The sequence below is a fragment of the Brachyspira sp. genome (assembly GCF_050873525.1).
GTDB lineage: Bacteria > Spirochaetota > Brachyspiria > Brachyspirales > Brachyspiraceae > Brachyspira.
The window spans coordinates 1-11,983 of the sequence record NZ_JBNMIZ010000071.1 but is presented as its reverse complement, the minus strand read 5'-3'; the positions used below and the strand labels follow the sequence as shown (position 1 = coordinate 11,983).

Genomic DNA, 11,983 nt, shown 5'->3' with positions numbered 1-11,983 from the left:
GTTTCAAATAATATTAAACGAGGAAAACATGGATATAGAAAATAAAAAATTTATTTTGAAAGTCGGAGTAATCGCCGCGGCTATAGTATCGATTCTTTTAATAGGAGCGGGATTATTTTTAGGGTTATTTTTATTTGCCAGTGGAAAATCAAATTTAAATAAAATGGCTGAAAATTATGAAGTCTATGATACGGAAATTTACGGCAAAAGATTCGGAGATAAAATAATCAAAGAATTAGTTTTAAATTATGGAAGAGATATAAATCAAACAGGTGAAAATGGTATTGGCGGATTATATCAAGCGGTAAAAAATAACAATATTAAAGCCGTGAAATTCTTTATAGAAAATAACGCTAATATCGAAATTGCTTCGGCTGACGAAACTACTCCTCTCATATTGGCGATAGAAGAAAATAAACCAAAAATTGTCACGCTTTTAATTAAAGAAGGCAAAGCGAATATTTACGGAGTTTATGCGGAAAATATTGAAAAATACCCAATCTATTGCGCTGTTAAAAATAAAAATCTAAATATGATAAAAATTCTTTTGAATAATAATTTCGATTTGAAGAGAGAACCTTATATTTTAAGTTATGCGATAGAAAATAGCGATGAAAATATTGTGAAATATTTAGTCGAAAAGGGAGCGGATATTAATTACAAAAACGAGGAAAACGGAACGACTATTTTATACGATGCGGTTTTATCTTTGAATCCTCAATTAGTCGAATATTTTTTGAATAAAGGAGCGAGTATAGAAGACGCTGGAAAAAGCGATATTTACGGAAATATTATAACGGCGGCGGCTGGTTCTAAATTCAATAATAACATCGATAAATTTCCCGTAGATTTAATATTGCTTGAAAAATCGGCGGAAAACAGCGCAAAAATAATTGATATGATTATTGGAAAAACTGATAAAAATCTTATAAACGAAACTTTGGATGGAAAAACTTCTTTGATTATAGCGGTTGGAAATTCCTATTTGGAAACGGCAAAAAAACTTATTGAAAACGGCGCAAATGTAAACGCAGTCGATAACGAAGGATGGAGCGCTTTAAGTTATGCGGTAAATAACGGAGATATTGAAATTGCAAAAATATTATTGGAAAATAACGCGAAAATTAACGGAGAATTATTGCTTGCGATTAATAGCCCGATAGAAGAAAGCAGAATCGATATGATGAAATTATTAATCGAAAATAAAGCGAATATTAATTATACTGACGAAAATGGATTAAATCCTTTGAATATCGCAATTGAAAACGGAGATATTGAAGCGACAAAATTTTTAATAACGAATAAAGCAAACTTGAATATTTTAACTTCCGATGGAATAAGTTTAATCGGACATGCGATATCTCAAAACAATATGGATTTGCTTCAAATTTTAATCGAAAACGGAGCGGATATTAATTATTCGGGAGAAGATTCGCAGCTTGCCACTCCTTTAATGACGGCTTCAAGATTGGGGTTTGATAATGTCGTTAGAATTTTGCTTACAAGAAACGCTAATATAAACGCTGTCGATATTAACGGAAATACCGCTTTGCATACGGCGGCGGGAAATTCTCAGCTTTCGGTAATCAAATTATTATTGGAAAAAAATCCTAATCTCGATGTTCAAAATAAAGTCGGAAATACGGCGTTGCATTTGGCGGTTATTTCAGGCAATATAGATATTGTTGGAGAGTTGGTATTGAAAGGAGCGAATACAAGAATTAGAAATAACGATGGAAGATACCCGATGGATATTGCAAGAGCGAATCATAGCGCAGCGATATTTGAAATATTGAGAGAAGCGGAAAATAGAAATCAATAACATTTGACAAAACTCTATTTTAATTATATTATATAAACAATCTTTGCTCGGGTGGTGGAATTGGTAGACACAACAGCTTGAGGTGCTGTCGGGTAACACCGTGCTGGTTCAAATCCAGTCTCGAGCAATTATATATATTTGCTTGCCTCTCTTATACTTAAATTATTCATAGAATCTTTATGCCTTTTAATAAAATCTCTAACCCATTTTGGATTTGTTTTGCTATAATCTCTCAAACTCCATCCGATAGCTTTATTTATAAAAAATTCTTTTTGATTAAAATTATTTATAATTATTTGCTCGAGCAGTTTGGTATTAGTTTTTTCTTTTCTTAAAATTTGATGGTCAATCGCAACTCGCCTAATCCAAATATTTTCATCCAAACTCCAATTTAATAATATTTCATTTACTTTTTCGTCTCTCAAAGCAATATCTCCGACTATTTTATCCAAATGGTCGATAGTGTCCCACCAAGATTTTGTGAGTATATAATTTTTCAAAATTTCGATATGCGATATATTCAAATACGATTTTTTGAAATTAAGATAATCGACAGCCGCATATTGAAATTCCCTATATTTATTTTTATAACATTTGTCGGTAAATTTAAAATCTAAATCTTCTTTAGAAACGAATTTAAAAATTTTCTTTTCAATTTCTTTTCTCGGCTTTGCGGAAATTCCTAAAAATTGAAATTGATTTTTCATATAAGTGGACATTTCAATTGCTTTTTTATCGTTTTTTAATTTTTCAAATTCGGTAAATATATCGTTTAAAGTCATATAGTTTCCTTCATAATTTTAATATATTGAATTTATAATGTATTTCAAAAAAATAAAAGTAAATTGCATGACTTAAACTTTTCGTTATTGCGATACTCAACAGAGACGAAGTAATCAACTTTCCGACATCGTCATTGCGAGCATTTATAATGCGAAGCAATCCACTATTAATGGAATTAAATTTTTTAAATAAAATTTATTTTATTTGGATTACTTGGCGACTGCCCGACTTTGTCGCGGACTTCGTCCTCATTCCCGCAGGGACGCCTACGGCGAATGACGGCTAAAAAATATCGTCATTGCGAGCATTTATTTTCCATCGTCATTGCGAACGAAGTGAAGCAATCTATACATAATAAAAATTTCTTTTATTTGGATTACTTCGGGCTAAAGCCCTCGTAATGACAATTATTTTTGCACCGTCATTGCAAATAACGAATTCCATAAAATAAAAAGAGGACGCCGTTTTGACATCCTCTCTTTATTAAACTGGTTTATTATTCTAACAACAAATGTTTTTATTTATTTTTTAAGGCAAGTCTTATATGCGCATCAAATCCTTTCGGTTTGAAATCCAAATAACCCGTTTTGTAAATTATAAGGTCTGAACTTTCCATTAAACCGAATTGGTATGGAGCAAATACTTGTTTTTCCGCACTGCTACTTTTAGCGCTGCTGCCACTATAAGTTTTGTCGATTTTAGCCCCGTTTTTATCATAGCCCGTAAATTTTACAAGAATGCCTTTTCCAAATTGTGGGTCGTTGTCTTCTACAAATTCAATCGTGTATCTGAATTTAGTTCCGTTAGGATTTGTAAAATCTGCAGATTCAAAATATTTTCCTGCGTATTGAAGCATTCCCCAGCTTGAAGCGTCTATATTGATAACGCTATCTGGTTTTAATGTTTCTGGAGTTACAGGCGCTTCTGGTTTTGCAGGTTCTTCTGGCGTAGCTGGTTCTTCTGGAGTAGCAGGCTCTTCTATAGGGTTTTCTACTACTACATCTCCCTCAACGCTAAAATCAGCTGGTCGAGTCGCTTTGTTCTTACATGCTACGGACATCATAGCTATCATAACTACTACCGCCATTAAAGATAATAAACCTTTTCTTTTGATTATGTTTGTCATTGTTTTACTCCTTCGCCGTTTGGCTTTTGCCTTTCGGCGTTATTTAATCTTTCTATCAATAAGATAAGGATTATTTGCAAATCGGCAAGCACTTTTTTTGATAAAAGCGTAAGCTTCAATTTGTAAAAAATATCGTCATTATGACTTTATTTTTCAATCGTCATTGCCGTTGCCGAAGGCACGCAAAGCGAGGCACACAGAGTATGTGAGGCTATTTATAGCCGAAGCAATCCACTTTGTATAAAATTTATTTATTTAATAAAATCAAATTATAAAAACTTAACTTTGCAAAACTTGGATTACTTCGCTTCCTTTCAGTCGCTCGTAATGACGGTGCAAAAGAATTGTCATTGCGAGGCGTTTATTTTCCATTGTCATTGCGAACGAAGTGAAGCAATCTATACATAATAAAATTTTCTCTTATTTAGATTACTTCAGGCTAAAGCCATCGTTCCCGCAGGGATGCCTACGGCGAATGACGAAAGCGTATGTCATTGCAAGCATTTATAATGCGAAGCAATCCACTATTAATAGAATTAAATTTTTAAATAAAATTTCTAAAAAGGATTAATTAATTTTCCGTTCTTGAAAATATTTCCATAATATATTATAATAAACACAATAATCTTTTAGAAAATTTATTAAGTATGGGAAATCAATAAATGGATAATTTGGACGAGATTTATAATTTCTTAAAAAACAGTATAGAAAAAGCGGATATTCAATCGAAAATAGACGATATAAGAGTCGCCTATTTGGGAAAGAAAGGAAAAATTACCGAACTTTTAAAAAATTTGTCTTCTATAAATAATTTGGAAGAAAAAAAAGAATTCGGAAAAAAAATTAACGAAATAAAAAATTTCTGCGAAAAAGCGCTGAACGAAAAGAAAAAAGCTATTTTGGAAAAAGAATTTCTGCTTTCTCTTCAAAAAAATAAAATTGATATAACGATGCCGGGAAGAAGACCGAAATCGGCGAATATAAATATTTTAACGAAAGTCGAAGAGGAAATAGTTTCTATATTGACTGATATTGGTTTTAGAGTTGCGGAAGGAAACGAAATAGAAGACGATTTTCACAATTTCGAGGCTTTGAATATTCCTTATTATCATCCTTCGAGAGACAGCCATGATTCTTTTTTTATTTCCAAAGAGCATGTTTTAAGAACTCATACTTCGGGAATGCAAATTAGAACTATGATGGAAACAAAACCTCCGATAGCGATAGTTTCTCCGGGAAAATGTGCGAGAAGAGACGCGATAGATTCAAAACATTCTCCCGTATTTCATCAAGTCGAAGGATTATTAGTAGACAAAAACATAAGTTTTAACGATTTGAAAGGAATATTGGAGCTTTTCTGCAAAAAAATGTTCGGAGATAAAACTAAAATAAGATTGCGCCCCGATTATTTTCCATTTGTAGAACCTGGCGCTGATTTAAGCGCAAGCTGCGTTATATGCGGAGGAGCCGGATGTAAAACCTGCGGAGGCGAAGGCTGGCTCGAACTCATGGGAGCGGGAATGGTTCATCCGAATGTGTTTAAGCATGTCGGATACGAAGCGGGCAAATATACGGGATTTGCGTTCGGTATGGGAGTGGAAAGAGTCGCTATGATAAAATACGGAATAACCGATATAAGAATGTTTTACGAAAACGATATTGATTTTTTAAAACAATGGTAAAGAATTTAATTAATAATTTTTAATAATTTAAATAAAAAATTTTAACAAATAAATCGAATAGAAAAATAGAGGTAGAAAATGAAAATTCCATTGAGTTGGCTTAAAGAATTTGTTAATTTGGAAGATTTGACGGCTGAAGAAATTGCAAAAAATTTGACTCTTGCTGGAAGCGAAATCTCTTCAATAGAAAAAGTCGGAGGAGATATAAACGGAGTCATAATCGGAAAAGTATTATCCGTTAGTAAACATCCCGATGCGGATAAATTGAGCGTCTGCGAAGTTAGTATAGGAGAAGAAACTTTATCAATAGTTTGCGGCGCGCCAAATGTTAGAGAAGGAATATTTGTTCCAGTAGCAATGATAGGAGCGAAACTGCCAAACGGACTCACGATTAAAAAAGCCTCAATAAGAAATGTGGAAAGCAGCGGAATGTTATGCTCGAGGACAGAACTTGGCTATGACGAAATCGAAGGAATTTACGGAATATGGATACTTGACGAAAAAATAAATAAAGCGGGATTGAACGCGGATGAAATTATAGGAAAACCTCTTTCTTCAATAGTGGGAAGCGGAGATTATATATTTAATGTGGAAATTACGGCAAACAGAGGAGATTTGGTAAGCGTTATCGGTTTTGCAAGAGAATGTTCTTTGGTTTTGAAAAAAAGAGTATGTCTCCCTCAAGTGAATACTTACGATTCCGCAGGAGGAAATATTGATATAACTATAGAAAATCCGAAAAGCTGCTATAAATACACGGGAAGATTAATAAAAAATATAACTGTAGCTCCGTCTCCCGAATGGATTCAGAAAAAATTAAAAAAATGCGGAGTAAATCCAATCAATAATATAGTCGACATTACAAATTATGTCATGCTCGAATACGGACAGCCTTTGCATGCCTACGATTTCGATAAATTAAAGGGCGGTAAAATTATAGTTAGAAACGCTAAAAACGGAGAAAAAATAATTCTTTTAGACGGAAGAGAAGTAGAATTAAACGAAGAGGTTTTGATTATAGCGGACGAAGAAAATCCTATAGGAATTGCGGGAGTAATGGGCGGAGATTCTACAAAAATTGAAGACGATACGAAAAATATTTTAATAGAATCGGCTTATTTCGACCATATAGCAGTAAAAAAATCTTCGCTTGCCACAAATACGAAAACGGACGCGTCTTATAGATTTGAAAGAGATATTGACCATACGGCGACATTATCCGCTTTAAACAGAGCGGTAGATTTAATAGTCTCTTTAGATAATGAATGCAAAATATCATCGAGAGCTAAAGAAGTAAACGCGAAACAGTTTGAAACGACTAAAATAATATTCGACTGCGAGCTTGTAAAAAAATATTTAGGGCTTGATATGAATAAAAGCGAAATTTCTTCAATATTCAAAAGATACGATTTCAATGTTTCCGCTTTGGGAGAGAATAGTTTAAAAGTAGAAATTCCTTTTTACAGGCATGATTTGTCGATAGCGGAAGATTTAGTAGAAGAAATAGCGAGAGTTTACGGATACAATAATATATCTTCAAATATTCCGCATATAAAATGCAATCCTATAAATACGGATTATGAAGAGATAAGTTTTATAAAGCATAGAATGGCTTCTTACGGACTTTACGAAACTAAACAGTATTCTATGGGAGACAGTTCCATTTTCAAACGACTCGGAATAGACGAAGAAAAATTTATTAAAGTCGTTAATCCTCTCACAAGCGAAATGGATGTTTTGCGTCCAACCGCTTTGGCTTCTTTATTAAATTGCGTAATTTATAATCAAAATCACAGACATAAAAACGGAGCTTTATTTGAAGTCGGAAATATTTTTTATAAAAACGGAGATAAATTTATCGAAGAAAAACATCTTTCAGCCGTTATGTTCGGATTATATCAGGAAAAATTATGGAATAAAGACGCGAGAGTTTACGACTTTTTTGATATGAGCGGAGTAATCGAGGAGCTTCTAATAAAAGATTTAAAATGCTCGGATTATAATTTGGTTGCGAAAGAAAATAATTTATTCGTTCCGACAATATCCGCCGAAGTCGTTATATTCGGAGAGAAAATCGGAATAATTGGCAAACTTCATCCTAAAATCCTTGAAATATTCGATATTAATACGGATGTTTATTATTTGGATATCGACATAAAAAAGACATTGAAACTTATTAAAGAGCGAGCGAAAAAACTAAAATTAAAAGATATAGGAAAATATCCAGCGGTATTCAGAGATTTGGCTTTGGTTTGCGATAATAATATAGAGTTTAGCAAAGTTATTAAAGCGATAAATAAATTCAACGATATAATACAAAATGTGGAAGTCGTGGACAGATATGTAGGCGAACAGGTGGAAGAAGGAAAACAATCAATAGCGATTTCAATTACTTATTACGATATTAATAAAACCTTAAAAGAAGAGGAAATTAATTCGGTTGAATCGGCTTTGCTTGAAATGTTGAAAACGAGATTCTCAATCAGTTTAAGAGTTTAAAATCGGAGAGATTATGGAATACGATATAATAACTTGGGAAAATATTAACGAAGCTATAGAAATCATAGCGAAACAAATAGAAGATTCAAAAATTCATTACGAAGTTCTTTACGGACTTGCAAGAGGCGGATTAGTGCCAGCCGTTATGTTGTCGCATAGGCTAAATATTCCGATGGTTCTTAATATGGAAGAGGTTTGGAGATTAAAAGTAAAAAATAAAGCCGCTTTAATAGTGGACGATATTTCCGATACGGGCGAGACTCTAAAATATTTTTACGAGCAGGATTTCGATATCGCGGCGCTTTTTGTTAGAGAACATACGAGCAAAATAAAACCTAAATACAGTTATAAAAATATTAATCATGATAATTGGCTTTTATTTCCTTGGGAGACAAAATCGTCAAGTAAATAAAATAAAAAACAATTAATAAAAATAAAAAACGATTGTATATAAATAAAAAAGCGAGGCATCAAAACCCCGCTTTATTTCTCATTATTAAATAAAAACTGCTCCGTTTATATATTCTAATAACTTTAGCTTATTAGAAACTCCGCAATTTTTATAACTTATAATTTTTTATTACTTATTTTAAAGCAATATTATAAGTATCCGTAGCGATTGCCTTTTCTTCGTCTGTCGCTATGACATATAATTTTATAGGAGCGCCGTCTTTTTCAAAATTAGCGCATCCTCGAGCTTTGGAATTTTTAGCCGAATCGACTTTTATGCCTAATTCCTCCATTCCTTCGAGTATCTGCCCTCTTATCTCTGGAGCGTTTTCCCCTATTCCGCCCGTAAAGACTATTCCGTCAACATGTCCCAAAACCGCCATATAAGAACCTATATATTTTTTGATTCTATAGCAGAACATTTTAATAGCCAAAGCCGCTCTCGTATTTTTTGATTTTTCTTCTTCCAAATTTCTCATATCGTTACTAACGCCAGAAATTCCCAAAAGCCCGCTCTTTTTATTTAAAATATTATCCATATCTTTAGGAGACAAATTTTCTTTAGCCATTATAAAAGTGGCAACCGCTGGGTCCATATCACCCGAACGCGTTCCCATTACCAAACCTTCCAACGGAGTAAGTCCCATACTCGTATCGACTGATTTTCCTTCCTTAACCGCAGTCACGCTCGCTCCGTTTCCCAAATGACAAACTATAACATTGGCGTTAGGTTTATTTACGACTTTGCAAAACTCTCCGTAAACATATTTATGAGATGTTCCATGAAAACCGTAGCGGCGAATTTTATATTTGTCGTAATATTCATGCGGAATCGCGTATAAATATGCATGCTCTGGAATCGTTTGATGAAAACTCGTGTCAAAACATAAAACCATTTTTGTATCTTTAGGCAATATTTCCTGACATGCTCTTATTCCCTGCAAACCCGCTGGATTATGAAGTGGGCTTAAATCGGAATATTTTTCTATTTCTTTTATTGCCTCGTCCGTCAAAAGAGAACTTTTATTGAAAGCCTCTCCGCCATGCACGACTCTATGACCTACTCCAGATATTTCTTTCATATCCGAAATAACGCCGACATCCTTATCGGTTAAAAGAGAAAATATAAGCGCCATACCGTCCTTATGATTTGCAACTCTTTGTTCCAATTTTTTTTCTTTGTTTTTTTCAACCGCGGTATGTTTGAGAGCGCTCGTCTCTTCGCCGATTTTTTCCAAAAGCCCTTTAGCCAAAACTTTTGCTTCGGGCATAGAAAATAATTGATATTTAATGCTCGAACTTCCCGAATTGATTACCAATACATTCATAACAAAAACTCCTTTGTTGTTTTATATTTTTTTATTATAACATATAATTACATATAAATCAAGCGTTTATTTAATTTTTTTTTGATTTTTTTTATTTTTTATTTTTTTAATATAGATTGCTTCGTTTGCTGAAAGCGGGCTTTAGCCTCACTCACTCGCAATGACATTAAATAACACAGTCATTCGCCAGAGGCGTCCCTACGGGAACGAGGCGTTAGCCGAAGTAATCTATTCTGTGTGGATTGCCACGCTTACGCTCGCAATGACAAATTTAAAATATACAATGACAATAAAAATAATTTTGCAATTCTAAATTTAGTTAAATCTTTTTTAACTTTAATTAACTTTTTAATCGACTTTTTTTACCCATAAAATATTGTATCTTTCCAAATATCTGCTTCTGTCGGCAAGCCATAATTTAGTCTTTTTAACTTTCGCCTCTATAGTTATAATCTCGCCTTCATATTTCGAGTATTCTTCAAAAAATTTTTTATCGAAATAATAATCTCTCTCTTCGGTAGTTATAACCAAATCGTAAAAAAGCGAAGTTCCAACGACTCTAATCTCTCCCGTTATTCTTTCTTTTTTTGTGAATAAAAGGAATACTATGACAAATACAAAAATAGAGTTTAATAACTTTCTATTTAAAAAAATACTTTTTAATTTAAAATTCATATAAATAATTTTTTAATAATTAATACTTTCTTACTTTTCCGTCTCTATCAAATACCAAATCTATATATTTAGGTCCGCTGTTATTTTGCAAGCTTGTTTCTACTTCATCGTTATTTACGCTTCTTCCTGAAATCGTATTCGCTTTTGAAACTGTAACCGTATAACGAGAAGGATTAGCAAGTTCCGTAGAAGGATTTACTCGCACTTGAGAACCGTCATATATTACGGCGCCTGGATATAATGTTGCCGAAGAACGATTTCTTATATAAACTCCGCTAACCTGTCCGTTTTTTACTCCGCTTATCCAGTCGGTAAGTAAATTTTGCCAAGTAGAACCGCTTGAAACCGATTTTAATACTTTATTATAATCTTGAGCTTGGCTCGAAGACGCTATTTTTTTGAAAATATCCGAACTTCTGCCGTTTTTATTATAAAGCCAGTTCATAAATACCGAAGCCGAAGGATAATTTATAAAACCGTAGCTTGAAGGCAAATTCCAAGTATAGAAACAATAATAATTTATTTTATTAAATTCGTTAATTCGCGATTGAGCCACATAACTATCAAATAAAATAGAAGTCGACTCTGAAAGTGATTCGTTTAGCCAAAGAGACATAGACGATTGTTTTTGTATATCATTAACATTAAAATTTATTAAATGCTGGAATTCATGCAAAACCGTTCCCGCTATATCTCTTGGATTGGAATTGAGAAGATTAACATCCATATATAAAATTTCGCCGTTATTTGCACTTCCGTAAATCAAATCGTTAGGCAAAAAATATCCCGTTGCAACCACATCGCTGTTATTATTTAAATTAATATTTACAAAGAAAAGTTTAATTTTTCCGTTTTTATCCATATCCGTATGAGTTCCGTAAATATTTGTCATTTGTTTATAATTATTTTCAAATTTTGTCGCCACATATACTATATTATCCCTGCTATAAGTATATCCGTCTTCCACATAAATTTGCAAATTGTCCGTTTTCGCAACCAAATCTAATGTCGCTTTATCAAATCTCGAACCCGAAGAAGCATATCTAACTACATAATAAGATGTAGGTTCTGGAGTCGGACTCGGAGTAACTTCAATATTTGTCGATTCAAATTCCTTTTGATATTCCACTCCCCAAGAAGGCAAATCGGAAGTTAAATTTATAATTTTTCCAGAATCGGACGCTTGGGTTAAATCGCTGCCCGTAACATTGGAATTTCCTCCGCAGGCAACGATTCCCGCTATGGTAAATACCGCCAATAATATAATAGCTATTTGTTTTGAGATTTTTAAATATTTTGTTTTCATTGATTAACTCTCTATAATTTATTTTTTATGGGTTCTTTACACCTTACATTTATAATATAGCAATTTTTTTTCAAAAGTCAAGTATTTTTTTAATACTTTCTTACTTTTCCGTTTACATCAAATACCAAATCTATATATTTAGTTTGATTATTCTCCGTATTATTTTCAATTTTAATTTCCATGTTTTGAACGCTTATTTCTTCGTCATTTATCGCGCTTCTTCCCGAAATTTCATTAGCTCTAACGGTTATATAAGAAGGATTAGCGAGTTCCGTAGAAGAATTTACTTGGATTTTAGAACCGTCATATATC

General features: G+C 33.0%; 11 protein-coding genes and 1 tRNA gene. 5 read left to right on the top strand and 7 right to left on the bottom strand.

Annotated elements, in window-relative coordinates; genetic code table 11:
* The first annotated feature begins 28 nt into the window (after nt 1-28).
* On the top strand, nt 29-1,822 hold the full coding sequence (locus ACR0QS_RS06415; RefSeq protein WP_432632612.1) for an ankyrin repeat domain-containing protein: 1,794 nt from the start codon (nt 29-31) through the stop codon (nt 1,820-1,822).
* Nucleotides 1,823-1,867: 45 nt separating this feature from the next.
* Nucleotides 1,868-1,949, top strand: a tRNA-Leu gene (locus ACR0QS_RS06410).
* Between the two features lies 1 nt (nt 1,950).
* On the opposite strand, the gene ACR0QS_RS06405 is transcribed toward ACR0QS_RS06410, so the two are convergent.
* The 3 genes from ACR0QS_RS06405 to ACR0QS_RS06395 all read right to left on the bottom strand — a co-directional run bounded on the left by ACR0QS_RS06405 (nt 1,951) and on the right by ACR0QS_RS06395 (nt 3,850).
* Nucleotides 1,951-2,604, bottom strand: a complete 654-nt coding sequence (locus ACR0QS_RS06405; protein ID WP_432632611.1) for a DNA alkylation repair protein — start codon at nt 2,602-2,604, stop codon at nt 1,951-1,953.
* 518 nt (nt 2,605-3,122) lie between these two features.
* Nucleotides 3,123-3,731, bottom strand: a complete 609-nt coding sequence (locus ACR0QS_RS06400; protein WP_432632610.1) for a hypothetical protein — start codon at nt 3,729-3,731, stop codon at nt 3,123-3,125.
* On the bottom strand, nt 3,728-3,850 hold the full coding sequence (locus ACR0QS_RS06395) for a hypothetical protein (protein WP_432632609.1): 123 nt from the start codon (nt 3,848-3,850) through the stop codon (nt 3,728-3,730). The genes ACR0QS_RS06400 and ACR0QS_RS06395 overlap by 4 nt, the downstream gene beginning before the upstream one ends.
* Nucleotides 3,851-4,393: 543 nt before the next feature.
* Here ACR0QS_RS06395 and pheS point away from each other — a divergent pair.
* The 3 genes from pheS to ACR0QS_RS06380 all read left to right on the top strand — a co-directional run bounded on the left by pheS (nt 4,394) and on the right by ACR0QS_RS06380 (nt 8,324).
* Nucleotides 4,394-5,413: a phenylalanine--tRNA ligase subunit alpha gene (gene pheS / locus ACR0QS_RS06390; protein WP_432632608.1), complete on the top strand. Its 1,020-nt coding sequence runs from the start codon at nt 4,394-4,396 to the stop codon at nt 5,411-5,413.
* Nucleotides 5,414-5,491: 78 nt separating this feature from the next.
* Nucleotides 5,492-7,912, top strand: coding sequence for a phenylalanine--tRNA ligase subunit beta (gene pheT, locus ACR0QS_RS06385; RefSeq protein ID WP_432632607.1), 2,421 nt, complete (start codon nt 5,492-5,494; stop codon nt 7,910-7,912).
* Between the two features lie 13 nt (nt 7,913-7,925).
* Nucleotides 7,926-8,324 (top strand): phosphoribosyltransferase, encoded by a 399-nt coding sequence (locus ACR0QS_RS06380; RefSeq protein WP_432632606.1) that lies wholly within the window; start codon nt 7,926-7,928, stop codon nt 8,322-8,324.
* A 172-nt stretch (nt 8,325-8,496) separates the two neighbouring features.
* Here the strand turns inward: ACR0QS_RS06380 and ACR0QS_RS06375 are convergent, their stop codons facing one another.
* The 4 genes from ACR0QS_RS06375 to ACR0QS_RS06360 all read right to left on the bottom strand — a co-directional run.
* Nucleotides 8,497-9,690 carry an acetate/propionate family kinase gene (locus tag ACR0QS_RS06375; RefSeq protein ID WP_432632605.1) on the bottom strand — a complete coding sequence of 398 codons (1,194 nt, stop codon included), beginning with the start codon at nt 9,688-9,690 and terminating at the stop codon, nt 8,497-8,499.
* Between the two features lie 348 nt (nt 9,691-10,038).
* Nucleotides 10,039-10,365, bottom strand: a complete 327-nt coding sequence (locus ACR0QS_RS06370; protein ID WP_432632604.1) for a hypothetical protein — start codon at nt 10,363-10,365, stop codon at nt 10,039-10,041.
* A 19-nt stretch (nt 10,366-10,384) separates the two neighbouring features.
* Complete coding sequence (locus ACR0QS_RS06365; protein WP_432632603.1) at nt 10,385-11,671, bottom strand: hypothetical protein; 1,287 nt, start codon at nt 11,669-11,671, stop codon at nt 10,385-10,387.
* Between the two features lie 89 nt (nt 11,672-11,760).
* Nucleotides 11,761-11,983 (bottom strand): hypothetical protein (locus ACR0QS_RS06360; protein ID WP_432632602.1); only part of this gene is annotated, 223 nt, incomplete at its 5' end.

What these genes read in the sequence shown, in the direction of transcription:
- ACR0QS_RS06365 (WP_432632603.1), bottom strand. Translation starts at nt 11,671, where the DNA reads ATGAAAACAAAATATTTAAAAATCTCAAAACAAATAGCTATTATATTA.
- ACR0QS_RS06375 (WP_432632605.1), bottom strand. Translation starts at nt 9,690, where the DNA reads ATGAATGTATTGGTAATCAATTCGGGAAGTTCGAGCATTAAATATCAA.
- pheT (WP_432632607.1), top strand. Translation starts at nt 5,492, where the DNA reads ATGAAAATTCCATTGAGTTGGCTTAAAGAATTTGTTAATTTGGAAGAT.
- pheS (WP_432632608.1), top strand. Translation starts at nt 4,394, where the DNA reads ATGGATAATTTGGACGAGATTTATAATTTCTTAAAAAACAGTATAGAA.
- ACR0QS_RS06370 (WP_432632604.1), bottom strand. Translation starts at nt 10,365, where the DNA reads ATGAATTTTAAATTAAAAAGTATTTTTTTAAATAGAAAGTTATTAAAC.
- ACR0QS_RS06380 (WP_432632606.1), top strand. Translation starts at nt 7,926, where the DNA reads ATGGAATACGATATAATAACTTGGGAAAATATTAACGAAGCTATAGAA.
- ACR0QS_RS06405 (WP_432632611.1), bottom strand. Translation starts at nt 2,604, where the DNA reads ATGACTTTAAACGATATATTTACCGAATTTGAAAAATTAAAAAACGAT.
- ACR0QS_RS06415 (WP_432632612.1), top strand. Translation starts at nt 29, where the DNA reads ATGGATATAGAAAATAAAAAATTTATTTTGAAAGTCGGAGTAATCGCC.
- ACR0QS_RS06400 (WP_432632610.1), bottom strand. Translation starts at nt 3,731, where the DNA reads ATGACAAACATAATCAAAAGAAAAGGTTTATTATCTTTAATGGCGGTA.